General features: G+C 57.2%; 18 protein-coding genes and 1 pseudogene. 18 read left to right on the top strand and 1 reads right to left on the bottom strand.

The features are described from left to right. From GX147_01960 to GX147_01930, 7 genes are all read left to right on the top strand, one after another. Positions 1–2,753: ATP-dependent helicase (locus tag GX147_01960; GenBank protein ID NLN59473.1), on the top strand; the 2,753-nt coding region annotated here is incomplete at its 5' end. Beyond that, positions 2,753–3,190 carry a very short patch repair endonuclease gene (locus tag GX147_01955; GenBank protein NLN59472.1) on the top strand — a complete coding sequence of 146 codons (438 nt, stop codon included), beginning with the start codon at positions 2,753–2,755 and terminating at the stop codon, positions 3,188–3,190. The genes GX147_01960 and GX147_01955, both read left to right, overlap by 1 nt. Positions 3,191–3,216: 26 nt before the next feature. After that, the gene (locus GX147_01950) at positions 3,217–3,426 is read left to right on the top strand and encodes a DUF2188 domain-containing protein (GenBank protein NLN59471.1); all 210 of its coding nucleotides are present in this window, start codon (positions 3,217–3,219) and stop codon (positions 3,424–3,426) included. A 33-nt stretch (positions 3,427–3,459) separates the two neighbouring features. Further along, positions 3,460–5,166 (top strand): DUF262 domain-containing protein, encoded by a 1,707-nt coding sequence (locus GX147_01945; GenBank protein ID NLN59470.1) that lies wholly within the window; start codon positions 3,460–3,462, stop codon positions 5,164–5,166. After that, the gene (locus GX147_01940) at positions 5,166–5,870 is read left to right on the top strand and encodes a hypothetical protein (GenBank protein ID NLN59469.1); all 705 of its coding nucleotides are present in this window, start codon (positions 5,166–5,168) and stop codon (positions 5,868–5,870) included. Before GX147_01945 ends, GX147_01940 begins: the two co-directional genes overlap by 1 nt. Continuing rightward, a complete protein-coding gene (locus GX147_01935; protein ID NLN59468.1) occupies positions 5,858–6,880 on the top strand; it encodes an ADP-ribosylglycohydrolase family protein in 1,023 nt (340 codons plus the stop codon). Before GX147_01940 ends, GX147_01935 begins: the two co-directional genes overlap by 13 nt. A gap of 27 nt (positions 6,881–6,907) precedes the next feature. Beyond that, positions 6,908–7,912 carry a DUF932 domain-containing protein gene (locus tag GX147_01930; GenBank protein NLN59467.1) on the top strand — a complete coding sequence of 335 codons (1,005 nt, stop codon included), beginning with the start codon at positions 6,908–6,910 and terminating at the stop codon, positions 7,910–7,912. A gap of 331 nt (positions 7,913–8,243) precedes the next feature. Here the strand turns inward: GX147_01930 and GX147_01925 are convergent. Further along, a pseudogene (locus tag GX147_01925) lies at positions 8,244–8,441 on the bottom strand (nucleotidyl transferase AbiEii/AbiGii toxin family protein). A gap of 403 nt (positions 8,442–8,844) precedes the next feature. Between GX147_01925 and GX147_01920 the strand changes: the two are divergent. The 11 genes from GX147_01920 (at position 8,845) to GX147_01870 (ending at position 24,952) form a co-directional block, all read left to right on the top strand. Continuing rightward, positions 8,845–9,060, top strand: coding sequence for a helix-turn-helix domain-containing protein (locus GX147_01920; GenBank protein NLN59466.1), 216 nt, complete (start codon positions 8,845–8,847; stop codon positions 9,058–9,060). Further along, complete coding sequence (locus GX147_01915; protein ID NLN59465.1) at positions 9,057–12,518, top strand: DUF3883 domain-containing protein; 3,462 nt, start codon at positions 9,057–9,059, stop codon at positions 12,516–12,518. The genes GX147_01920 and GX147_01915 overlap by 4 nt, the downstream gene beginning before the upstream one ends. After that, the gene (locus tag GX147_01910; GenBank protein NLN59464.1) at positions 12,515–13,564 is read left to right on the top strand and encodes a Fic family protein; all 1,050 of its coding nucleotides are present in this window, start codon (positions 12,515–12,517) and stop codon (positions 13,562–13,564) included. The genes GX147_01915 and GX147_01910 overlap by 4 nt, the downstream gene beginning before the upstream one ends. An 80-nt stretch (positions 13,565–13,644) precedes the next feature. Beyond that, the gene (locus GX147_01905; GenBank protein NLN59463.1) at positions 13,645–14,784 is read left to right on the top strand and encodes an AAA family ATPase; all 1,140 of its coding nucleotides are present in this window, start codon (positions 13,645–13,647) and stop codon (positions 14,782–14,784) included. 1 nt (position 14,785) lies between these two features. Continuing rightward, positions 14,786–15,394, top strand: coding sequence for a hypothetical protein (locus GX147_01900; GenBank protein NLN59462.1), 609 nt, complete (start codon positions 14,786–14,788; stop codon positions 15,392–15,394). Further along, positions 15,391–18,423: a DUF1156 domain-containing protein gene (locus GX147_01895; protein ID NLN59461.1), complete on the top strand. Its 3,033-nt coding sequence runs from the start codon at positions 15,391–15,393 to the stop codon at positions 18,421–18,423. The genes GX147_01900 and GX147_01895 overlap by 4 nt, the downstream gene beginning before the upstream one ends. A gap of 15 nt (positions 18,424–18,438) precedes the next feature. Next, positions 18,439–21,201 carry an ATP-binding protein gene (locus tag GX147_01890; protein ID NLN59460.1) on the top strand — a complete coding sequence of 921 codons (2,763 nt, stop codon included), beginning with the start codon at positions 18,439–18,441 and terminating at the stop codon, positions 21,199–21,201. A 32-nt stretch (positions 21,202–21,233) separates the two neighbouring features. Next, a complete protein-coding gene (locus tag GX147_01885; GenBank protein ID NLN59459.1) occupies positions 21,234–21,881 on the top strand; it encodes a hypothetical protein in 648 nt (215 codons plus the stop codon). Beyond that, positions 21,874–22,854: an ADP-ribosylglycohydrolase family protein gene (locus GX147_01880; GenBank protein NLN59458.1), complete on the top strand. Its 981-nt coding sequence runs from the start codon at positions 21,874–21,876 to the stop codon at positions 22,852–22,854. The genes GX147_01885 and GX147_01880 overlap by 8 nt, the downstream gene beginning before the upstream one ends. 1 nt (position 22,855) lies before the next feature. Continuing rightward, the gene (locus tag GX147_01875; protein ID NLN59457.1) at positions 22,856–23,620 is read left to right on the top strand and encodes a class I SAM-dependent methyltransferase; all 765 of its coding nucleotides are present in this window, start codon (positions 22,856–22,858) and stop codon (positions 23,618–23,620) included. Positions 23,621–23,869: 249 nt separating this feature from the next. Next, entirely contained in the window at positions 23,870–24,952 is a 1,083-nt protein-coding gene (locus GX147_01870; GenBank protein ID NLN59456.1) for an IS630 family transposase, read from the top strand. Positions 24,953–24,956: the final 4 nt, after the last annotated feature.

The raw sequence follows: 24,956 nt of genomic DNA, 5'->3' as shown, positions 1-24,956 counted from the left end.
TCACCGAAAAGGCGGCCGAGTCCATCAAACGCCGGGTTTCTCAAGCCCTGACCACCGCAGGACTCGATCCCACCGTGATGGGGGCGATGTATATCGGGACCATCCACTCCTACTGCCAGCACGTGCTGGGTGATATGGACGCCACATATCGACAGTACGACGTTCTTGATGAGAACCGGCTGAAGCTGTATCTGATTTCAAGATTTGGTAATTTAGGTCTTAGGCCTTTCCGCAGACGAGCCAAAGGCGCGACTGCGACAAAAGAAGGCAGCTACTTCGATACGATCAAGCAGACGTCGGACGCGTGGAAGACCGCAAATGATGAGCTGTTGAACTTCAATACGGTCGCCGCTGAAGATCAAGCCATCGGTGACTTGCTCACCCGCATTCGGGACGGTCTCAGGACGGATCAATACATCGATTTCTCTTTGATGATCCGGGATGTGGTCGAGGCGATCCGTTCCAATGCAGCCGGCGTGGAAAACGGTATTGGGGATTTGCGCCACCTCATGGTGGATGAGTATCAGGACGTCAACCCCTGCCAGGAGGAGCTGATCCGACTGCTGCATCAGCGCTCGCAGACGCTTTTCGTGGTTGGAGACGACGACCAGTCGATCTATGCATGGCGGGGGGCCGATGTCAGCAACATCTTAGGTTTTCAACGACGTTATGCCGGCTGCAGCGTGCATACCCTGTCGCAAAATTTCCGAAGCACGGAGCCCATCGTCCAGGCTTCGGACGCCTTCGCAGCCGCCATGCTGGGGCCGAGCCGGATTCCGAAAAATCCGGCGGCCTTTGCGAATCGTACGCCCCAGGATTTCAGGGTGCTGTGGTTTCCGGACCGCGACGCCGAGGCGGGATGGGTTGCGGATAGAATCCAGGGGCTGTTGGGCACCGCCTATGATGACAACGGCGTCGTCCGTGGTTTGACGCCTGCTGATTTCGCGATTCTGATGCGCTCGACACGTCAGGCGGAACAGGATGACACGCCGAGACATGCGGCGTTTACGGCCGCCCTGGAGGCCCTCGGCATTCCTTTCAGTTTGGAAGCCGGCGGGGGGCCCTTCGACCGCCCTCAGACATCTGTTCTTCGCAGCACCTTTGAACTCCTCCGCAATACTCCGCTTGACCGGAATACGGTGCAGCAGCACTTCAACAGCCAAGTACTGCCTGCGTATCCTGATGCGGACTTCAACGCACTTGTGCGCGTTCTCACTGACTGGAGCCGGCGGATTCACCGCCCTCAGGGCTCGACAAGAATCCGGCTTTACCCGCAGCAGCTTGTTTACGATCTGCTGGAAGCTTTCAACATCGCCCGCACGAACTTCAGCGACGACGTCATGCGGGACATCGGGCTTTTCAGCCGCATGATCCTGGACGTCGAAACGGTCTATATGAGCGTGGATTCGAGGCAACGCTTTTCAGATGTCCTCAACTTCCTTCAGAACGCCGCCGAAACGGGATACGACATGTCAACCGACGACGTGCTTCAAAGACCGGACGCCGTCACGATTTCGACCGTTCACAAGATGAAGGGACTCGAGTTCCCTTGCGTTTTCGTTGTAGACGTCGAAGCACACAGGTTCCCGAAAAAGAGAAGCAGATACTCGGGTTGGCTGCCGCCCGGCGTCATGGCCACGGCGATCAACCGCGGCGCATATCAAAGCACCCCGGATGAAGAAATCAGGCTTTTTTACACTGCTGCGACACGCGCTGAGCGTTATCTCCACGTGAGTGGAGCGGAGAATCTGCCACAGGCGAAACGAGCAGCCCGCCAATCTCCATATGCATTACAGCTTGTCACTCATCCAGCGGTGGTTCAGAACGGTGCCGGTCTGCCGGCGGGACTTGTTCCGGCTGCGCCGCGCCGGCGGGTGGAAGACGCCGACTACCCGACCAGTTTCACCGAGATCAGGTATTACCTGCAATGTCCGAGGAGCTACCAGTTCAGGGAACGCTACGGACTCAATCCCATCGTCCCTGAAATGTTCGGTTACGGACGGACCGTTCATACGTCCATCCAGAAGCTGCACGAGCTTCACCCGGATTCGCCTCCGGCGGAGAACCAGGTGGAGCAGGTTGTGCTGAACACATTCCATTTGAAGCACGTGCCCCAGAGCGGCGATCCGGGTAACCGGCCGGGCGCTTACGAAAACTCAAAAAACCGGGCTGTGGAAAGCTCTAAGGCTTACGTGGCGTCTTTCGGCGAGGATTTCGAGCGGGAGAGACAAGTTGAGGCGGTTTTCGAGATTCCGGCCTCCAACTGCGTCATCACCGGCTCGATTGATCTCCTGCTCCACGAAGATGACGACGGAAACATCCTCCAGGCCGAGATCATTGACTTCAAAACGATGGAGGGCGGAGAGACGCCGGGTGAGAACGACGACCTCGACTGGACCGAGCTTGCCTTACAGGTTCAACTGTATGCAAGAGCCGCAGACCAGGTTCTCGGGCAGAATGCGAGAACAGGCAATGTTCATCTTTTGAAGGACAACCAGAGAGTTGAAGTGCCGATTACCCAGGAGGCGGTGGATTCAGCACTCGCAAACATCGAATGGGCGGTCTCGGGCATTCTCGCGTCGGACTTTCCGATGCGACCGTATCCCGACAAGTGTTCCAAGTGCGACTTCCAGAAAATCTGCCCCGGAACGCCGCAGGGCTTTCAGGTCCTCACGACCGCTCCCCCCGAACTCCACCTGCCGGGGCGCAGGGAGATGGCCAGGGCTTTCAGTTTGTATCAGGGACAGGACTGATGCCGGACAACCTGACACCCGAACAGCGCAGCTTCTGTATGTCCCGCATCAAGGGCAAGGATACCGGCCTTGAAATGCGGGTACGCTCCGCTCTTCACAGAAGAGGATTGAGGTTCCGCAAGCACGTCAAAGATCTGCCCGGCAAGCCGGACGTTGTTTTCAGAAAGGCCCGGGTCGCCGTGTTCGTGGACGGCGATTTTTGGCACGGATACCGATTCCCTTCCTGGGAGGACAAGGTCTCTGATTTTTGGAAAAAGAAGATAAACAGGAACCGGGAAAGGGACGCCGCAAACCATCGGAAACTCAGGCAGATGGAATGGACGGTGATCCGCCTGTGGCAGCATGAAGTCGAAGCGGATTTCGATGCATGCATTGATCGGATACTCGCAGCGGTCCGCGGGCACGAAGAGAAAACCAACTCAAATCAGGAGGCATGAAGATGTCGAAGCGCAAGACTTACCATGTGACACCCAATACCGACGGCGGCTGGAAGGTCAAGGAAGAGAATGCGTCCAGGGCACTGAGCAAACACGACACGAAAGCAGATGCAATCAACCGCGCCAAGGAAGCTGCAAAGAACCAGGAGCTCGGGCAGGTCGTCATCCACAAGAAGGATATGACGATTCAAACGGAGCACACCTACGGCAAGGACCCATATCCACCCAAGGGATAAGAATAAGCAAAGCGACGGAGGCGGCGCTGAATAATGAAGACTCCGAAACATTCTCTGCGGAAGATCGTCAGCTTCTTAAACAATCATGACGAGGACGGCGGTTTCTGGCTGCCCAATATCCAGCGGCCGTTCGTCTGGAGCGAAGACCAGATCTGCCGTCTCTTCGATTCGATTCTGAGGGAATACCCCATCAGCACTCTGCTGATATGGAAGACCAGGGCTGAGGTCCGCCACAGAAAGTTCATCGACAACTACCGCAGCAAGCTCCGGTTGAGCGATTTTTACGTCCCCGAAAACGGCAAGAAGAAATGTCTGGTTCTGGACGGTCAGCAGAGACTTCAAAGCCTGTTCATCGGTCTGTGCGGGAGCTATGAAGGGCGGGAGCTTTTCCTCGACATTTTGAGCGGAGAAGTGTCCGCCCCGGACGACGTCAAGTTCAGGTTTGCGTTTCTCGATGCAGGCAAAACGGGCTTTCCGTGGATCAGATTCAAAGACTTGGTCTTCAATACCGCAGATCCGCTTACCGCCGCGGAGGACCTGATCGTCAAAGCGGGCCGCGAACTCTCCCCTGATGAACGCCGCAAAATAAGCCGCCACGTCGGCATCGTATTCAAGACTTTTCATTCCGACGATGGGATTTCATACCAGGAACTCGACAGCACCGAAAACGCCGAACTCTACACCGAAGACGACGTTGTGGAAGTCTTTATACGGGCGAATTCCGGCGGCACTCGGTTGGGTAAATCCGATCTGCTTTTTTCCTTGCTGAGCTCAAGCTGGGATCGCGCCGACGAACAAATGGAGGACCTCCTGTCGGACCTCAACCGCCACGGATTCGCTTTCACACGTGATTTCGTTTTGAAATCATGCCTTACGCTGTTGAACCAAGGCGCACGCTATGAGGTCTCGAAGTTCCGCAAACCGGGTGTGCGGGAGGAAATCGAAACCAGGTGGCAGGACATCACGAAAGCGCTGAAAGACGTTCTGGACTTCGTCCGCGGGAAAACCTTCATCCGATGTGACAAAGCCTTGCCGTCCTATCTCGTCCTGATTCCGTTGGTCTATTCCCGCTATCATTTTCCAGATAACTGGAAGGCTGCGCAGGGGATAGACAACTACCTACTGCGCGCCTTGATCAGCGGTGCTTTCAGCGGGACTCCGGACCAACTCATCGACGACTGCGTCGGAAAGATCAAGGAGCGGAACGGCTTCGACTTGAACCATCTTTTCGACGCCGTCCGTTCAAAAGGACGAAGTCTCGAGCTTACCGAAGATCGTTTCTGGCAGATGGGTTACGGTTCCGATTCGATCCATCTGCTTTTCAATCTGTGGTACCGGGAGTTCAATTACACGCCTGCTTACGATAACAACCTCCCGCAGGTCGACCACATCTTTCCGCAGAGCGCCTTGAGAAAGATCAAGACCGCCAGCCCCGAAACCGGTCGGCTCAGCATCGTGAAATACAAACAGGATGCGCGCGACCAGTTGGCCAATTGCATGTTGCTGACCCAGGCTGAGAACGGTGCCGGCGGTAAATCGGACACCTTGCCCGAAGCCTGGTTCTCCGGCAAGCCGGAAAGCTACCTCGACATGCACTTGGTACCGAAGGATAAGGACCTCTGGAAGATCGACCGCTTCGAAGACTTCATTGAAGAGCGCAAGAAGTTGATTAGAGATAAATTCTCGTACCTGCTTGCGCAGAAGACTCAGGATAATCAGGTTGCACAAACAGGGCAATGATGGACCCACGGCATCTGTTTATCGATGAACGTCAAACGGGCATGTGCGTTTATTGCGGCACCCATCCGGATACGCGCGACCACGTTCCCTCGAGGGTCCTGTTGGATGAACCCTATCCACCGGAGTTGCCGGTCGTCGGTGCCTGCCAAGGGTGCAACGCCTCGTTCTCGCTGGACGAGCAATATCTGGCTTGCTTTTTAGACTGTGTTATCTGCGGTGGAACAGAAACTTCCGGTATGCATCGTTCTAATGTAAAGCGGATTCTGGGAGAAAATCCGACGCTGAGATACAGGATAGAAAGTGCTCGAAAAGGAGATGCAGCGGACAACTTGTTTTGGGAGCCGGAAGCTGATCGGGTTCGAAACGTGATCCTGAAACTCGCAAGAGGGCACGCTGCATATGAGTTATACCCGAAACTGGAGAAACCGAGCATAGTCGGTTTTGCGCCCCTACAGATATTGAGCGATGACCAAAGATCGGCGTTCGAGAAGGTCGCCGGCGACAAGGTCGACTTGTGGCCGGAAATCGGGAGCCGGGCGTTCCTGAGAGCGTTCGGGAAATCTCCGGACCGACTCCCGCTCTCAGGTGGTTGGGTTGTGGTTCAACCTGATCGTTATCGATATGCGGTGGTCGAAACGGGTGGCGTGTTTGTTCGGATGGTGCTGAGCGAATACCTGGCCTGTGAGGTCGTATGGGAATATTGAACGGAGGCGACGGCTCAACGCGCCGGGACTTCCTCGACATCGATATACTCTCCCGCGCCCAGGGCTCCCTACTTGGCCAGCTCGCAGGAGACTCCCTTGGCAGCCTGGTCGAGTTTCGGGCTCCAGATGACATCCGGCGGGAATACCCGAACGGCGTCCAGAAACTTGCTGACGGAGGCACTTGGAACACGATTGCTGGCCAACCGACCGACGATTCCGAGATGGCGCTTTCGCTGGCCCGCATGCTGGCGGACCAGGGAAGGTACGATCCCGATGAAGCCAGAAAAGCGTACATCTTTTGGCTGGACTCCGGTCCCTTCGATTGCGGTATGACCGTCGCCGGAGGTCTGCGGGGTCGTCCCAATCCGGACAGCCAGGCCAACGGCGCGATGATGAGGATCAGCCCGCTGGGCATCTTCGGAGCCAACCATGACGCTGAGTTGGTTGCCGAGTGGGCACGGCAGGACGCGGCGATCACCCATCCCCATCCGATTTGTCAGCAAGCCAATGCATTATTCACGATGGCGATTGCCCATGCCATCCGCCAGGGGTGCGATGGTCGAGATCTGTACGAGCAGATCGTGACCTGGGCGGAAGACATGAAGGTGGATGGGAGCCTTCTGGAAGCGGTCCGAGGTGCCGCCGAATCACCGCCAGCGGATTATGTCCACCAGCAGGGGTGGGTGCTGACGGCATTCCGCAACGCCCTGTGGCAGCTTTTGCATACCACGAATCTGGAGGAAGCCGTTATGGACACCGTCATGCGCGGCGGAGACACCGACACCAACGCCGCCATCTGTGGCGCGATCCTGGGCGCTGTGCACGGCCGGGACGCCGTCCCCGGCCAATGGGTCGACTCCCTGCTCAATTGCCGCCCCGCAGCGGGACAGCCTAATGTGCGCCATCCCCGGCCCGAGTGTTTCTGGCCTGTGGATGCGTTGGAGCTTGCGGAGCGGTTACTCGTGTTCGATCAGCGGGATATGCCGACGAACCAGGAGAAAGAATATTGATACTGATTGGGAGGGAGGGATGAAGCTATGCCCCGATTAACACAAATTGACGAAGTTCTGTTTCCAGTCGAAGAGCACCCGGTTTTTGTGAGTGTTCCTACGGAATCTGGAGAGCGGCGGCTCTCGGTGCCTGATAAGAAAGCGATTGTGAACAAAAAGACCAATCGGGTGTTGGGGGTGGTCAGCAGGGGCTACAGGTTGGTGACAAATCGCGAGGCGTTGGACTGGGCATATCAGTGCTGCCAAACCGCCTTCCCCGAAACCAAACCCGGCGAGTGGGAGGTGAAAGCAACTGACGCCCCGGGGACCGGTGGGCATTGCTTCGTTGACCTCGTTCACAACTCAGCGGCCTTGGACTTCCAATTCGTTCCAGCCAAGGACCGGCCGGACGCATTCGGGCCGTTCATCCGTGTAACGAACAGCTATAACGGTTTGAGGGCGCTCGCCTTCGACATTGGTTTTCTTCGAAAGGTCTGCAAGAATGGATTGATCCTCCCCAAATCGATCATCCGCTTTAAATTCACTCATCTGCAGAGGGATATCGGAAAAGAGATCAATTTTGAGGTCGCACATGAGCGCCTCTCCAAACTCAGAGCCAGCTTCAGTGAATATCTGGGCGTCCTTCGAGATTGCAAGGTCACCCATCAGGAATTTGAACCGCTGTTCCGTGGGGTTCTTCTGATCCGAAAGCCAAAGGATATGAAACCAGATGGTCCAATAGCCAGCGATTGGGGTGTTCTGTCTCAACACATGGGTGCTCTCTGCAGTCGATACAGAGATGATCTTGGTGAAAACGCCTATGCGGTATTCAACGCAATCACCGAGTTCGCTTCGCACCCGCCCGAGAACCGATGCGTCCACAGGGATCGCCATAGTTTTCAGAGGTTGGCCGGCGATTGGATGAGCCGGTTCAGCCAGGAGTGCCGCCAGCCCGGGTTTGCCATTTCCGACTACCTGGCAAATTTGGCCAAGGGCAACGGTAACGGCAAGGTGGCGACCGATGGGGCAGGTGGCACAAGGGCATGGCAATAGTGGAGCGCTACCCAGGCTTAGTGCATACCAGGCCCTTGTGTCGACCGATTGCCAGGGAAATGTATCTTGACGCCGCTTCCGCCTCATCGGGAACGGCCTGATCTTTGATAACCAGTTGATATTGAAGGTTTTCGGTTAACTGCGGGAGAAAGAGAACGGTTATGAAGAGGGTTGCACACGGGGAGCCAGAATTCAATTCGCTGAACTTCAGCGGTTCTTGCTTAACGCGAGACCCCGCAGGGTGATCCCTTCGGGGCCTCGTCGTTTCTGGCGCGCCCACGCCGACTTACGCGCACCCGCACATTTACCCTGGTTCTCCACAAGGCATTGTATCGATGTCTACGGAGAGCCGAGGAACATCGAAGATGAAAAGATTCAAGGCCGTTCCGCCCTTGAGGACCAACTTCCCTTTGAGGAAAGGGTGGCTTTGTATGGCATCGAGCAGCCCAAGCAGGTGGGCAACCTTTTTGAGCACATCCAGCCTGAAACCCGTCGCTTCATCTTCAGTGGTGTCGACTCCCGACGGGATGACGGCATACAGCCCGCGACGCACCCGAACAACCCGCCCGGCCTTCTGGTGGTACGCCAGTCCTGTGCGCGCCAAGGGTCGAACAACCCGCCAGAGACGTTCCTTTGCCGCCTACGACCATATTCAGACGTTCGTCAAGCAGAAGTGACATCAGCGGCTATCTCACGGGCTCTACGATGCCCAGACTTACACCCCTTTGAGGCCCTCGTGGCCCAGACAACCATGGCTCCGTCAAACCCGGAGAAACCCTTTGAAGGTTCGTCGGATTTCGTATAATATGTACCAGTTTGGTCTGATCGGACCGGGTGGAAACCAATGGGGCTGTCCAGGACGGATTCGATTCTCTAAACCGAAGGATTGAGGCCGTTCAGGAATGGAACGGGGCCCTGTGCGACTGGAGTGAATGATGGAAGACCGATGGCTCTCCGTGGATGAGATCGCGGCCTATCTCGGCATCAAGCGGGATACGGTCTATAAATGGATTTCCGAAAAGCAGATGCCCTCGTACCGGATGGGGCGCCTGTGGAAATTCCGCAAGGAAGAAGTGAACGAATGGGTGAAAACAGGCGGAGCGGATGATAGTCGTATTGACGATAGCGGGAAGGCTGAGAAGCGATGACAACTTCAAGAGATTCAATACATGAAGGGTGTACTTTAACCGGCTCGCTCTTTAACGAACCGATGCGTGTGGAAACGGTGCGCACCGGCAATGACGGAACCTGGACGGTCGGTCTTGTCGGTACACACACCGAACGTTTCCGAAAAGTTACGCTGACAAAACAGGACATTAAAGGGCTGACCATCCATGACTCCGGTTTTACTTTCGCCGGCGACGGCCATCTCCTTCGTTTGGGTCTTCAGGCATATTCACTCGGCATCGCCTGGGAATTCGACCCCTATTTCGGCCTTTCGATTTCAAGGGTCGATCCGCTGCCCCATCAACTCGAGGCCATCTACGACTATCTTCTGAAACTGGCGCGTGTCCGTTTCCTGCTCGCCGACGACGCCGGCGCCGGAAAAACCATCATGGCCGGCCTCCTCATCCGTGAACTCCAACTGCGCGGACTTGCCGAACGGATTCTGATCGTCTGTCCTGCCAACCTGTCGTTCCAGTGGCAGCGGGAGCTGAAAGAAAAGTTCGATGAGAAATTCCTTGTCCTGAAAGGCGGGGACATTCGTGACCAGTTCGGAGTCAACCAATGGCTGGAACAGAAAAAGGTCATCACGTCGCTTGACCTTGCCAAACGGACAGAAATTCTGCCGGGATTGAGACAGGTCCACTGGGATCTCATTATCGTGGACGAAGCCCATCGCATGTCCTGGACTCCCCCTGCCCGCAAGACGGCGCGCTACGCCCTCGGGGAACTCCTGCGGGATACATCGGACAATATTCTTCTGCTGACGGCAACGCCGCACAAGGGTGACCCGGTCAATTTTTCGCTGTTCCTGCAATTGCTTGATGCGGATGCCTATGCCGATGTCCGCTCCATCCACGAGGCCATGGAACGTCGTCGTGCTCCGTTTTATCTTCGCCGCACGAAGGAGGCGATGGTCTATTTTCCTGAACGGCGGGCGGATGGAACCTGGGTGGCAGAGAAGATTTTCACCAAGCGCATTCCGCACACGGTCGATTTTCAGATCGATGGTCCGGAGTTTGACCTTTACAGGGAGATTACCCGTTTCGTCAAACGCCAGAGTGCAAAAGCCGCCGCCCAGGGTGACGATCCCCGCGCCCGCGCGGTAGGTTTTTTGATGTCCCTCTATCAGCGCAGGCTGGCCTCCAGCACTTACGCCATGCGACGTAGCCTGGAAAACCGGGCGCGCCGATTGGAAGAAAGTATCAAGAAAGCTCAAGCACTGGCCCGACTGGCTCCACCCGACCTTCCCGATCCGGAGGAGATCGAGGAAATGGAGGAAAATGAGCGCGAGCGGCTGGAAGAGATGCTTGAAGCCATCACGCTCGCAGGCAACGCCGAGCAAATCCGCGAGGAGATCGCGGAACTTCGCGGGCTTGCCGAACAGGCCCGGGCCGTTGAAGATTCGGAAGCGGAAGCAAAACTGTCCAAGCTCAAAGACCTGCTTCACCAGGAAGGCTTCTTTGATCATCCTGAACAGCGGTTGCTGATCTTTACTGAGTTCAAGGACACCCTTGACTATCTCAGCCAAAATCTGAAGACCTGGGGCTTCAAGGTAGGCTGCATCCATGGCGGTATGAGACCGGGCTCCCGCAATGAGCCGGGTACGCGTCTTTTCTCGGAGCAGCAATTTCGTGAAGGTGAAATCCAGGTGCTCGTGGCCACCGAGGCGGCAGGAGAAGGCATCAACCTGCAGGTATGCAATATTCTTTTCAACTACGACATCCCCTGGAACCCGAATCGCCTTGAGCAGCGCATGGGACGCATCCATCGTTACGGTCAGCGGAAGGACTGTCTCATCTTCAATTTCGTGGCTACCAACACCATTGAGGGACGGGTTCTTCAGCGACTACTGGAGAAGCTCCAGGAAATTCGTGATGCCCTGGACGACGACGCAGTCTTCAACGTTCTCGGGGAAGTACTCCCGACCGCACATGTGGAGCGCGTACTGCGGGACTACTACTCAGGCAAACTTGGCGATGCCGACCTTGAAGAGCGTCTCCTTGAAAACGTTGACGAAGGGCGTTTCCGGGCAATATGCCAAAACGCGCTCGAAGGCCTGGCTGCGAAGAAGCTGAACCTGGAAATGCTGATCGAGCGTCGGGCCCGCGCCCAGGAACGCCGCGTCGTGCCGGAAACCATCGCTCGTTTTATTCGCGAGGCATCCGAATACGTTCCGCTCAAGTTGAAAATCATAGAGGGCATGGATCACACCTTCGAGCCGGCCCGGACGCCGCCGGCGCTTCAACGGCACGAACGTGAGCCGGACTGGAAACTTCCCGCCCTGGCGTCGAAGTATCCACGTTGCTCCACCGACCGTGAAGCCGCTGAAACCCACAACCTTGAATGGGTCACCCCCGGTCATCCGCTTTTCGAGGCCCTCCGCAGGCATGCCTGTAGCAAAGCGGCCGAAGTGTTCGGAAAGGGAGCATGCTTTTATTCCCTGCAACACGAGAAACCTTCACGCGTCGACTTCTATCGTGCCCGTGTAGTGGACGGCCTCGGCCATATCGTTCACGAGCGTCTTTTTGCGCTGGAACTTATCGGCGACAGTGAGCCAAGGCTTCGCGAACCTAACATGCTGGGGAACTTTTCTCCCGCGGCGCCTCCAGAGCAGCTACCCGCTATTGCTGCGGCGCCCGAGCCGTCCGAGTGGTTGCATAAGAGCGCGCTCCAGCCCTTTCTCGAGGAAACACGTGAAGAGCGTCTGGCAGAGGTGCAACGCATTGTCGAGCATGTCGAGCTCTCCTTGACCGAGTTGCTGCAGCGTGCGGATGAAGAGATCGGAAAAGCCAATGAAGACAAGGAAAAAGGCATTGCCGGCGCAGATGGCCGTTTGGCTCAGGCCGAAAACCGCCACGCTGAACTCCTGGCCCGACGGGAACGGCGCCGGCAGGAACTGGAACGTCAGCGGTCGTTGTCCCTGCAGGCTGTGGAACGGATAGCGAGCGTCCTTGTCCTGCCTCATCCCGAGCGAGAGGCGCCGGATGTGCGCCACATGCGACCGAACCTGGAGACCGAGGCCATTGCCATGCAGGTGGTAATGGAACATGAGCAAGCCCAGGGCCGCCAGGTTTACGACGTTCATGAAAAGAACCTGGGTTACGACATTACCAGTCTGGATTTGAATTCCGGGGAGCTGCGCCTGATTGAAGTCAAGGGTCTGGCCGCAGCCACAGGCACAATTCTGCTCACGCCAAATGAAAGGCGCGTAGCCGAGGACCGCCGGGACTGCTATTGGCTTTACGTGGTCACGAACTGCCTGCCTGATCCGCAGACAGGCGCCACCCATCCGATCATGCAGGAGCCGATCAAAGACCCGGCCAGGTTCCCCTGGCGGGAAGTGACCAAGGTCGCCCACTACTGGCTCAAAGTGAACGCCATGACGAAACCGATGACTGTCAGGGAGGATAGTAAGCCATATGGAAGGGAAACGCCATGATCACTCTTCGGCTTTTTTCCCACGAGTTCGAGTCGGTTCCTGCCGCCACTTCCTGGTACCTCGCCGATCTCGGCGAGGCGCGTGGAAAACAGGAATTGTTCACCCGCCAGTCGCCGCAACGTCTCAAGGTTCTTCGGGAGCACGCGCTCATTGAAAGCGCTGTTTCGTCAAACCGGATCGAGGGCGTGGAAGTCGATCAATCCAGAATCGCCACCATCGTTTTCGGCCGACCTCTGCTGCGGGACCGTGACGAGGAGGAAGTGCGGGGGTACCGGCAGGCCCTGACATGGATTCATGGGCAGGGCGAAAGAATTCCGATATCGGAAGAAACCATTTTAAAACTTCACCGCATGACACGCGGGGAGATCCGGGATGCCGGAAAATACAAGGAAAAAGACGGCGACATCATAGAAAAGTTTCCGGATGGCAGGTCTCGAGTCCGCTTCAAAACGGTTCCGGCTAAGGACACGCCCATCTGCCTGCGGGATCTTGTCGAATTGTACAATGATGCCGTCAAGGATCGAAAAGTCCCACCTCTTGTACTTTTAGCCGCCTTCAACCTGGATTTTCTGTGCATCCATCCGTTTCGAGACGCCAACGGTCGGGTATCCCGGCTTCTGATGCTCCTGCAATGTTACCATCTCGGGATCGAGGTCGGACGATATGTCAGCCTGGAGCGCCTTATTGAACAGGACAAGGAACGATACTACGAAACCCTTCAGCAAAGCTCCCAGGGCTGGCATGAGGGCAAGCACAACCCGTGGCCATATATCAATTATCTCTTGTCGATTTTGAAAACGGCCTACAGAGAATTTGAGGATCGTTTGGGCCGGACCAAAGCTCCACGAGGCGCTAAAACGGAATTGATCGAAAAGGCCGTGAGGGATTTTTCTGCTGAGTTTTCGGTTAATGATTTGGAGAGAGCCTGTCCGGGTGTAAGCCGGGATATGATCCGCAGAGTCCTTCGGAATCTCCAGGCCAAGGGTGACGTCGAATGTATCGGGCGAGGCCCCGGTGCTCTATGGCGTAAAAGGGAAAAGAGGTAATACCCTTAAAAAGGGGCAATAAAGAGGGTAATGTTAGGCATTTATGAAATGTATATGAAAGGAAAGCCATGAGTAAGAACCTGATATTTTGTCGCGTAGGTCTCAAGAACTGGAAAAATTTCGCCAATGCGGAGGTGGCTATCCAGGATCGCACTTTTTTGGTGGGACCGAATGCTTCCGGGAAATCGAATTTTTTGGACGCGTTCCGGTTTCTAAGAGATCTCGCTTCACCCGGCGGAGGATTTCAAGAATCCATCGAACGCCGCGGGGGCGTCACGGCTCTTCGTTGCCTAGCTGCCCGGCGCGACTCATATGTCGGGTTGTCTGTTGAACTCAGAGACCCAAGTAATACTTCAAAATGGGAATACGAGATCACATTCAACCAAACTAAACAGCGACGTCCGATCCTTCGAAAAGAACGAGTGGCCTTCAACGGAGAGGTTCTTCTGGACCGCCCCAATGATGAAGACCGTTACGACGAAGCCAGATTATCACAGACCTACCTTGAGCAGGTAAACGTGAATCGACCCTTCCGCGATCTGACAACATTTTTTTCATCCATCCGTTACCTCCATATCGTCCCTCAGCTTGTGAGAGAGCCCGATCGCTCCGTCGGCCGTTCTGATGATCCGTTTGGAGGAGATTTCCTAGAGCAGATTGCAAAGACACCTGAAAAGACCCGCAATGCGCGAATGCGCCGAATAAAAAACGCTCTTCACGTTGCCGTCCCTCAGCTTCAGGAAATCGAACTCGAACGCGATACCCGTGGGACGCCCCACTTGCGGGGAAAATTTCAGCACTGGCGGCCACGAGGCGCATGGCAGACCGAGGAACAACTCTCGGACGGCACCTTGCGTCTTATGGGTCTTTTATGGGCGGTAATGGAGGGAAGCGGTCCGCTGCTTCTCGAAGAACCCGAACTTTCCCTTCATCCCGAAATCATACGGTTGTTGCCACAAATGTTCGCCCGCATTCAGCGGCGCACAGCCAGACAAATCCTCATCAGCACCCATTCACCCGATCTGCTCCGTGATGATGGGATCGGTTTAGATGAGGTGCTGCTTTTCATCCCGGAAAAGGAAGGTACTGTTGTATCCACGGCCGCGGCGCATCAGGACATCCCATCGCTCCTCCAAGGTGGGCTCTCCCTTGCCGATGTCGTAATTCCCAAGACACGGCCGGAGGAATCACAACAATTGGCGCTGTTCGGGGATATCTGACATGGACGGAGTCTTGATCATTGACGCGGCGGTGGAGGGAATTATTGATAAAGCAGTGGCGCAGAAGCTGATCATCGGGGCGGGCGGCTTTCCGGGAACGATTTACGGGGAAAACGGCAAGGCCTTTCTTCATCAAAAAATTCAAGGATTCAACAATGCGGCTAAAGTGTGGCCCTGGCTGGTGGTGGTCGATCTTGACAATGATAAGGAATGCGCGCCTCTGTTCTGTAAGCGGTGGGTGCCCGATCCCTCTCCATATCTCTGTTTTCGTGTGGCCGTGCGGGAGGTGGAATCATGGCTGATGGCGGACTCGGAAACACTGGCCTCTTTTCTTGGTATAAGCCGCGCTATCATCCCCAAAGATCCCGAGGGGCTTGTCGACCCTAAAAGGGAAATGGTCAATCTTGCGCGCCGTTCCCGAAAAGAGGCGATCCGAAAGGACATGGCGCCGCGGCAAGGCAGCGGGAGGCCGGTAGGGCCTGCCTACGCTTCAAGAATGATCGAATATGTCCAGAACTATTGGCGGCCGGAGATCGCCGCCAGACGGGCAGATAGCCTTGGGCGGGCAATTGCCTGCCTTCGGCGGGTCATAAAAGAGGTTGTCGCATGATCCCCAAAGAATGTAAACGCCTGGCTGAAGTGGATTTCCCCATTGCCGTGGTTTCGAAGCACTCGGCACGGGAAAAGTCCATCCGCCATGGTCATCCTTCGACGCTTCACCTCTGGTGGGCGCGCCGGCCGCTTGCGGCTTGCCGGGCGATGCTCATGGCGCTTTTGCTGCCCGATCCCTGCGACCCGCTTTGCCCCGGGGGGTTCAAAGCGAGTGCGAAGGAATCCCTGCTCCACATGCCGGGCTGGAACACCCCTCGCTTGAACGAACAGGTGAAGTCCGACGAGGGTCTGCGCAAAGCGCTTCTCGCGTTCATCGGAGATTTTGCCGATTGGACAAACTCGGCGAACAATCATTTTCTGACCACGGCCCGCGCGCTGGTCAAGGCGGCCCACCCCGAGGATACACCGCTGGTGGTGGACCCGTTCGCCGGGGGCGGGTCGATTCCCCTGGAGGCTTTGCGGCTTGGGTGCGAAGCCTTTGCCAGCGACCTCAATCCAGTGGCCTGTCTCATTCTCAAGGTCATGCTGGAGGATATCCCGCGCCATGGCCCGGAGCTTGCCGAGGAACTGCGACGGGTCGGAGGAGAAATCAAGAAACAGGCCGAGAAGGAATTGGCCGAGTTCTACCCCCGCGATCCTGATGATGCTGATCCGATCGCTTATCTTTGGGCGAGAACGGTCAAATGCGAGTCCCCAAACTGCGGAGCTGAGATTCCGCTCATGCGGTCGTTCTGGCTTTGCAAGAAAGCGAGCCGGAAACGAGCACTTAAGTTGAAGGTTGTGCGGCCGGAAGCCGGGCCTCCACACGTTGAGTTCGATATCTTCGATCCGAAAACAGATAAGGATGTACGTGGAGGAACGGTTACCCGAGCCAAGGCCACATGCCCTTGCTGCAATATGGTGTTGCCGCCGGAAAGAGTCCGCGCCCAGCTTTCCGAACAGCGGGGCGGGGCTGACGTGGTATTTGACACCAACGGTAAGCGTATCGGTGGCGCTCGGATGCTTGCCGTTGTCACGCTGTATCCGGGTATTCAGGGGCGGAACTATCGGCTTCCCACAGCGCGTGATTACGAGGCCGTCGGGAAGGCAGAGAAACGACTCACGTCGATTCTGGACGAATGGGAAAATGGGGGGAAAAAAGGGCTTTGCCCCGTGCCGGATGAGCCGACCCCTGCCGGTGGCGGCTCTGGTGCGGGTCGTGCATTCAGCGTTCAGCGCTATGGCATGCTCCAGTGGGGCAACCTCTTCACTGCAAGACAGAAGATGGCGCTGAGGACCGTTGCGCGTGCAGCATACGACCGACCCCAAACAAGAGACGATGCAATCCGCTCGACGATGGCTATGGTCGTCGGCCGATGCGCAGACTACGGAAGCTCAGGTGTCATCTGGGCTGAGGCCGGAGAATTTGTGGCTCATACCTTCGGACGCCAGGCACTGCCTATTGTTTGGGACTTTGCGGAAGCTGTGCCGTGGTCTGACTCATCTGGTAATCTTGATGGTGCAATCGATTGGACCGCGCGCGTTATTGAGGCATGGCCGGGCTCGAATGCTGGCCAACTGCAATCCGCAGATGCAACACAGCATCCCTTACCTGACGAGGCAGCGCAGGTATGGTTCACCGATCCACCTTACTATGATGCAGTCCCCTATGCCGACCTCTCAGATTATTTCCTTGTCTGGTTGAAGCGCGCGCTATCGGGCCACCCACTCCTCCGTGATCCCTTCGATCCGGCCAATCCGCTCGCTTCCAAAATACGTGAAGCCGTCCAAGACGAGACGAAGCGGGTGAACGGCCAGCCCAAAGACCGCGCATGGTTCGAGGAAACGATGGCCAAGGCATTTTCCGAAGGTCGCCGAGTGCTACATGGGGATGGTGTGGGCTCCGTGGTCTTCGCCCACAAGACAACCGAGGGCTGGGAGGCGCTACTCACCGGCATGATACGTGGCGGGTGGACAATCACAGGTTCATGGCCCATTGCCACAGAGCGCCCTGGCAGACTTCGATCCCAGAACTCCGCCGCTCTCGCGACCAGTGTTCACCTTGTTTGCCGCCCGCGTCCCGACGACGCACCAGTGGGCGATTGGGGCGACGTGCTCCGTGAGCTTCCCAAACGCGTAGGCGACTGGATGGAACGGCTCCAGGGGGAGAACATTCGCGGAGCGGATCTCGTCTTCGCCTGCATAGGTCCTGCATTGGAGATATTCAGCCGGTACCGGAAGGTTGAGACTGCCGACGGCAGTGAAGTCAAGCTCGCCGAATACCTGGAAAAGGTCTGGGAGGTTGTAGGGCGAACGGCCCTCGAACAAATTCTCGGCACAGCAGAAGCTCGGGCTCGAAACGGTATGGCCGGTGTTCTGGAAGAGGATGCGCGCTTGACGGCGCTTTTCCTCTGGACGCTGCAATCGACAAATGGGAATGGGGAAGTAAAAAAGGTAAAAGGCAAAAGTGCGGATGAAGAAGACGAGGCTGGTGATATAGGTGACGATGAAGAAGAAACCACGAAGGGTAAGACTAAAGGCTACAGCCTGGTCTTCGACGTGGTCCGTCGTTTTGCGCAGCCTTTGGGCATCGATCTTCCCAAGTGGGAAGGCCGTGTCATCGAGACGAAAAAAGGCGTGGTCCGGCTCATGGCGGTTTCAGAACGGGCAAAGCAGCTTTTTGGCTCAGCAGGCATGGAATCTGTCGTGGAAGATCTGTTTGCCCCCAACCACAGCACTCAGATGATACTTCCCGGACTGGAGGAGATGGCAGCCCAAAGGCAGCAAAAACCAAAAGGCCGGGGCAGGAAAATAATCATTGACGACCCAGGGCGGATCGATGCTTCGGCCACAACCCTCGACCGGGTTCATGCCGCAATGCTGCTCCAGGCCGGTGGGCAGGCCAATGCTTTGCGGATGCTCATTAAATCCGAGCAGGATCGCGGTCCGGACTTCCTGCGCCTCGCCAACGCCCTGTCCGCGCTCTACCCGTCGGGGAGTGAGGAGAAACGATTACTGGACGCCATGCTCCTGGCGGCACCGAGATGAGAAGGAGGTTTTCTGATGGAACCTTGGTATAAAATCGCAACACCGCGCAAGGAAGTCCGACAGGGCCGCTCGTTCAACCCGGATGAATTCGCCATCCACCTCGAGCAGGTCATCGCCGGGACGGCTCCGGAAGATTACCGGGAACCGGATAAATTCTTTGCGCGCACCTGCTTCACAAGGGCGTTGCGTGAACACGCCGGCATGGTGCTGCGTCGGCTCTCCGGCGAGACGGTGAACACCGCACCGGTCATGACCTTGATCACCCAATTCGGCGGCGGTAAAACCCACACACTCGCGGCGCTTTATCACCTGGCAACCCATGGGGAGCAAGCGGCGGAATACCCAGGCGTCGGAGAACTGCTTGCGGGAGCCGGCATCAAAACCGTGCCGGCGACGCGTGTCGCCGCGTTTGTAGGCAATGCCTGGGACCCCCGGGAGGGACGGGAAACGCCCTGGATCGATGTGGCATCGCAGCTTGCCGGGAATGAAGGTGTCAAGGAACTTGGTGACGCGGCCAAAACGACACCGCCGGGGACTGAGGCACTTGCCCGTGTTTTTAAGGCGGCGGGCGGACCGGTGCTTCTTCTTTTCGACGAGGTTCTGAACTTTCTAAACCGCCATCGCGGAATGGCGGATCAGTTCCATGCCTTCATTCAGAACCTGACTGTGGCCACCACCGGCGTCACACAGGGCGCGGCGGTGATCAGCCTGCCGCGCAGCCAAGTCGAGATGACCGACTGGGATATGCAGTGGCAGGAAAAGATCACGAAGGTCGTTCGCCGGGTGGCGAAAGACCTCATCGCGAATGATGAAGCCGAGATCAGCGAAGTGGTGCGCCGGAGGCTTTTTGAGGACATCGGCAGCGAACGGGTTCGTAAAGCTATTTGCAAAAGATATGCAGACTGGTGCTTCGAGCGTCGCGCCCAGCTTCCGCCGGAATGGACGGCAGTGGACAGCGCCACCACAGAAACCAAGGCCCGGGAATACCTGCGCGGTCGTTTTGAAGTCTGCTATCCGTTCCATCCGGCGACCCTTTCTGTCTTTCAGCGCAAGTGGCTGGCCCTTTCGCAGTATCAGCAGACCCGCGGGACCCTCGCCATGCTTGCACAATGGATATCCTGGGCATATCGCACAGGGTTCACTGAAGCCCGGCGAGAGCCGCTGATTACCCTTGGGTCAGCGCCTTTGGAAGTCCCGGAGTTTCGGAGCGTTGTGCTCGGACAGCTTGGCGAATCCCGGCTTGTGGCTGCTATCGATTCTGACATTTCCGGAGCACAGTCTCACGCCAGATCGCTGGATGTGGATACAAAGGGCGCATTACGGAACATTCACCGACGCGTAGCAACAACTATACTGTTTGAGTCCTCAGGCGGACAGATTGACAAGGTGGCACACCTGCCGGAGCTGAGGTTCGCCCTTGGGGAGCCGGAAGTCGATACGACATCTGTGGACACGGCCGCCTTTTCTCTCGAAGACAAGTCATACTTTATCCGGCGTGTCGGTTCGGACGGTTTTAAAATCAGCCACCAGGCGACCATGAAGAAGGTGGTGAGCGACCGCCGGGCTTCACTGGACGAAGAAACAGAAATCAGGCCGACGATGAGGGGTCTGGTTCAGAAAGAGTTTGAGCGAGGGATCAGCCTTCCCATTGCGTTCTTTCCGGTAGATGGGACTTCCGTACAGGACACGCCGAAGCTCACACTCGTTGTGGTCGAGCCGGAGTCCGAATGGACGGGCAACGGCCCGCTGCGATTGCAGATATCGGAATGGACCAGGCAGCGAGGAAAGTCACCGAGGCTCTACCCGGGATCGCTTGTGTGGTGCATAAGAAAGCCCGGGCGCGATTTCAGGGAAAAGGTGGAGTTGTGGCTCGCCTGGAAGCGCGTGGCCAGGGAGGTCGCAGAAGGAACGCTCGGCGGGGACTTTGACCGCGATGATCGGGCCGAACTTCGCGGCAAGTTATCTGATGCTGAAGAGGCCGCCAAGGACGAGGTCTGGGGCGGATATCGATTTGTCGTCATCGCTGACCAGCGGGAGCCTGATGGTCTTAAGACCATCGACCTGGGGGCCGGGCATTCAAGCGGCAGTGAAACGCTTTGCGGGCGTATCATCACGGCGCTGAAATCTCAGGCGCTGCTTAATGAATCCGTAGGGGCCGGCTACATTGAACGGAACTGGCCCCCGGCACTGAGGGAATCGGGCGCTTGGCCGCTTTCAAGCCTCAGGCAAAGCTTTCTGAATGGATCATTGACACGTCTTCTTGATCCGGACACACTCCTCAGAAGCAAAATCGTCGAGTTCGTTTCAAGGGGTGATTTTGGCTTAGCCTCGGGCCTGAGACCTGACGGCAGCTATGAACGCGTGCTCTTCAGCGAGTTTACCGATCCAGCGGACGTCACCTTTGAATCCGGTGTCTTCCTTCTTCTGAAGGCCAAGGCGATTGAATTGAAGGCCCCACCAGAACCTGTTCCACCTAGCAGTCCAGAACTGGTGTCGACACCGGCGCCGGTGCCGCCGCCCGGGCCCGGACCTGGATCGGAGCCGGAACCTGCACCAAACCTTGGCACAAAGGTATTTCGGATTCATGGAGATGTCCCGCCCGAAATCTGGAACCGCCTTGGGACCAGGATTCTGCCCAAGCTGCGGAGTGGCACGGACCTGAAAATCGGTATTGATTTTTCAGTAACCATCGACCGGCAGCTCGAAAGAACCTTCGAAGCCGATCTCAAGCAGATACTCGAAGACCTCGGCTTATCAGGGCTGGTTCAGTTCGAATAGCGGTGCAAACTCGATGGATGGGGAGAAGACTGATGCCCAACGCAAAGAAAAGCTCGGAGAAAATATCCTGGTCGGGCCGTGTCGTGGCCGTCCAGCCCCGCATCAGGCTTTTGCGGTCTTTCGATGAGCGGTCCCACAGCTACCTGGGGTATGTGCTTTGCATCGACGGGACCTGCGGCGGCGAGGCCGGGAAATTCTTGATTGCGGTCGGTAAGGCTGCGTACGAAAAGCACCGGTTCCATACAGGCATGGAACTGAGCGGCTGCTCCGTGCCGGTCGAAGACCCGCGCAAGGAGACGGCGGCGCTCTACAAGACCAGCGGGATCAAGGTCGTCAGGAATGCCGAGGGTGAAACTCCTGCCGGTCCACCATTTCATGGCGTGCCGCCTGACCTGGAAACCTACCGCAGCCGGGGACATCGCCGTCTGGACGCCAGGACCTACGACGCCAAATGTACGAGCTGTATCTGGGGCTGCCGGATGCCGGTGGAAATGATCATCGATCACTGGAATCCGTCAAAGAAACAGTACCGGTTTGAAACCTTTTGCTACGGCCCGAAAAGCTGCCCCTTTTACCGCCCCGGGCCTGCGCGCAAGGTTCCGGGTCGAAAGGGCATGTCCTACACTGAGGAGGATTGGGTCGATGATGACGCCACCACCCACCGGGGGCCGGATGACTAGTTCGTTGCGCCAAGCAGAGATGTTGGATCGTACCCAAGGCTGTCTCCTCGGACAGCTCGCCGGTGATGCGTTGGGAAGCCTGGTCGAATTTCAGACCCCAGAACAGATTCGACGGGAATATCCCCAGGGCGTCCGCAAACTTGCCGACGGGGGCACCTGGAACACGATTGCCGGGCAACCGACCGACGATTCCGAGATGGCGCTTGCGCTGGCCCGCATGCTGGCGGATCAGGGAAGGTACGATCCCGAGGAAGCCAGAAAAAACTACATCTTTTGGCTGGACTCCGGTCCCGTCGATTGCGGTGTGACCGTCGCCGGCGGCCTGCGGGGTCGTCCCAATCCGGACAGCCAGGCCAACGGCGCGATGATGCGTATCAGCCCGCTGGGCATCTTCGGAGCCAACCATGATTTGGCGTATGTAGCCGAGTGGGCGCGGCAGGACGCGGCGATCACCCATCCCCATCCGGTCTGCCGGGAAGCCAACGCATTGTTCACGATGGCCATTGCCCATGCCATCCGCCAGGGGTGCGATGGCCGAGATCTGTACGGGCAGATCGTGACCTGGACGGAAGACATGAAGGTGGATGGAACCCTCCGGGAAGCGGTCCGAGGGGCCGCCGAATCTCCTCCCGCCGACTATGTCCACCAGCAGGGGTGGGTGCTGACGGCATTCCGCAACGCCCTGTGGCAGCTCCTGCATGCTCCGAATCTGGAGGAAGCCGTGGTGGACACCGTCATGCGCGGCGGAGACACGGACACCAACGCCGCCATCTGTGGCGCCCTGCTGGGTGCCGTGCACGGCCGGAAGGCCGTTCCCGGCCAATGGGTCGACTCCCTGCTCAATTGTCGCCCGGAAGCTGGACGACCAAATGTGCTCCGTCCCCGGCCCGAGTGTTTCTGGCCCGTGGACGCGTTGGAACTTGCAAAGCGATTGCTCGTGTTCGATCAGCAGGATACGGGTAATGGGGCATGAGATGAACGAGCCCTCGCGGCGCTTCTGGCCGATCTTTTTCGAGCTCTACGAGTCGCTCCCCAGGCAGGGACCAGGCAACCGCGCCTGCGTCGCAAGGGCCCTTGCCTTCTGTCGCGATCTGCCGCCCGCTCCGGTGGTGCTCGATCTGGGCTGCGGCGTCGGTGGACAGACCATCCAGCTCGCCGAGCTTACATCAGGGTCCATCGTGGCCCTGGACAGTCATGCTGCGAGCATCGAGCGACTGCGCGCGACGGTTGCTGTGCGAGGGTTCGCCGAGCGGATTCAGCCTACGGTGGGTGACATGGCCAACCCCGGGCTGCGGCCCGCGAGCTTGGACCTCGTCTGGTCCGAGGGAGCGCTCTACAATATCGGTATTGAGAACGCCCTGCGTGTCTGCCGCATGCTGCTGCGGCCCGGCGGCTACCTCGCCTTCACCGACGCCGTCTGGCGTAAGGAGAACCCGCCCCCAGAGGTCAAAGCGGGCTTTGACCTGGACTACCCGGCTATGGGCCGGGTTCCGGATGTCCTGGCGGCAATCGAAAATAGCGGCTTTTCCCTCATCAGCCACTTCACCCTGCCGGACGAGGCCTGGTGGGATGATTTCTATACACCGATGGAGACTCGCATCGAGGCGCTGCGCGGCAAATACAAGCACGACGACGAAGCGCTGGCCGTGCTTGACCAGCTTGCGCAAGAACCTGAAATGCACCGAACGTATTCGGACTACTACGCCTACGAGTTTTTTGTGGCGCGTTGGCCGGAATAAACGAGACCCGAAAAAACAGGAGAGAGATCATTCGATCAAGGTTCCGCCTCATCTGGAACACCCTGCCCTCTTCGCCCATCTGTGCATTGCCGACAATGCCCTTGTTCGATTTGAGAAGGAACGACAGAAAACCTGACAAGCAACGACGGGCGCCTTTCCCATGAATCCTGCTTGACGCAAACCTGTGAATTGCCGTCCCAATGTGTCATAAATAAGTTGACTTATAACGGGAGGCACGGTATACAATCGTTGATGAAAAGGGCAACCCCGATTATATTGTCCCCTGCCGAGCGCACCCTGCTGAACTCGTGGACGGAGGAGAAGAATTACCCGTTGCGTCTTGTTCAACGCGCACGGATTATTTGTATGGCTGCAGACGGAATCCAGAATCGGGAAATAGCCCAAGAGTTGGGCGTATCGAGACCTACCGTCCAACTTTGGAGGGAACGCTTTCTTGCCTTGCGCCTGGCGGGACTGGAAAAGGATGCACCCCGTCCAGGCCGTATCCCCAGCATTCCTCTTGAAAAAGTCCAGGCGGTTGTTGATGCCACCCTGCATGCAACGCCCCCCAATGCAAGCCGCTGGAGCGCGCGCAGCATGGCCGAAGCCCAGGGGATAAGTCAGGCCACGGTACGGCGTATCTGGAAGCGGCACGACTTGAAACCCGGCTTGATCCATGCCTGCGAGGAAAACCGGGACAAACGGTTCCCGGAAGAACCGTACGACGTCGTTGGGCTCTATCTCAACCCCCCGGATAAATCGCTTGTTTTCTGCGTTGACGAGAAGACGCACATCCACGCCCTCGACAGAACAGGGTCCGCTTTACCCATGGAAACGGGGCCTTGCGGCACCCTCAGACAGGACGGAAAACGTAATGGTACAACAGGCCTTTTTTCGTCCCTCAGCAGCCTCGAAAGAACGGTCATCGGGGACTGTCTCCTCCGCCACCGGCACAAGGAATTCATACGTTTCCTCAAAAAAATAGACGACGAGATTCCTGCGGCCCTCGATCTTCAGATGATTGTCGATAATGAGGGTACTCACAGACATTCCGGAGTCACGGCCTGGCTTAAACGACATCCACGGTTCCGTCTGTTTGTCATCCCGCCGTCCGGCGTCTGGCTGAACATGGTTGAGCAATGTTTTCGTGAACTAACCCGGAAACGCATCCATGGAGGGATCTTTCACAACGTGCCGGACTTGATTGGGTGTATAAAAAAGTATGTCAGGAATCACGGGCAGAGCCCGCGGGTGTTTGTCTGGACGGCCCCGTCGGCACAGATGCCGCCTGAAGTGACCATAGATGAGGAGATCCCCGATACATCAGGTTAGACAT

The organism is Deltaproteobacteria bacterium (assembly GCA_012522415.1).
Taxonomy (GTDB): domain Bacteria; phylum Desulfobacterota; class Syntrophia; order Syntrophales; family JAAYKM01; genus JAAYKM01.
Note: the sequence above shows the minus strand (reverse complement) of the source record. Positions and strands in the feature narration are given on the sequence as shown.

What these genes read in the sequence shown, in the direction of transcription:
- GX147_01955 (NLN59472.1), top strand. Translation starts at nt 2,753, where the DNA reads ATGCCGGACAACCTGACACCCGAACAGCGCAGCTTCTGTATGTCCCGC.
- GX147_01945 (NLN59470.1), top strand. Translation starts at nt 3,460, where the DNA reads ATGAAGACTCCGAAACATTCTCTGCGGAAGATCGTCAGCTTCTTAAAC.
- GX147_01940 (NLN59469.1), top strand. Translation starts at nt 5,166, where the DNA reads ATGGACCCACGGCATCTGTTTATCGATGAACGTCAAACGGGCATGTGC.
- GX147_01935 (NLN59468.1), top strand. Translation starts at nt 5,858, where the DNA reads ATGGGAATATTGAACGGAGGCGACGGCTCAACGCGCCGGGACTTCCTC.
- GX147_01930 (NLN59467.1), top strand. Translation starts at nt 6,908, where the DNA reads ATGCCCCGATTAACACAAATTGACGAAGTTCTGTTTCCAGTCGAAGAG.
- GX147_01920 (NLN59466.1), top strand. Translation starts at nt 8,845, where the DNA reads ATGATGGAAGACCGATGGCTCTCCGTGGATGAGATCGCGGCCTATCTC.
- GX147_01915 (NLN59465.1), top strand. Translation starts at nt 9,057, where the DNA reads ATGACAACTTCAAGAGATTCAATACATGAAGGGTGTACTTTAACCGGC.
- GX147_01910 (NLN59464.1), top strand. Translation starts at nt 12,515, where the DNA reads ATGATCACTCTTCGGCTTTTTTCCCACGAGTTCGAGTCGGTTCCTGCC.
- GX147_01900 (NLN59462.1), top strand. Translation starts at nt 14,786, where the DNA reads ATGGACGGAGTCTTGATCATTGACGCGGCGGTGGAGGGAATTATTGAT.
- GX147_01895 (NLN59461.1), top strand. Translation starts at nt 15,391, where the DNA reads ATGATCCCCAAAGAATGTAAACGCCTGGCTGAAGTGGATTTCCCCATT.
- GX147_01890 (NLN59460.1), top strand. Translation starts at nt 18,439, where the DNA reads ATGGAACCTTGGTATAAAATCGCAACACCGCGCAAGGAAGTCCGACAG.
- GX147_01885 (NLN59459.1), top strand. Translation starts at nt 21,234, where the DNA reads ATGCCCAACGCAAAGAAAAGCTCGGAGAAAATATCCTGGTCGGGCCGT.
- GX147_01880 (NLN59458.1), top strand. Translation starts at nt 21,874, where the DNA reads ATGACTAGTTCGTTGCGCCAAGCAGAGATGTTGGATCGTACCCAAGGC.
- GX147_01875 (NLN59457.1), top strand. Translation starts at nt 22,856, where the DNA reads ATGAACGAGCCCTCGCGGCGCTTCTGGCCGATCTTTTTCGAGCTCTAC.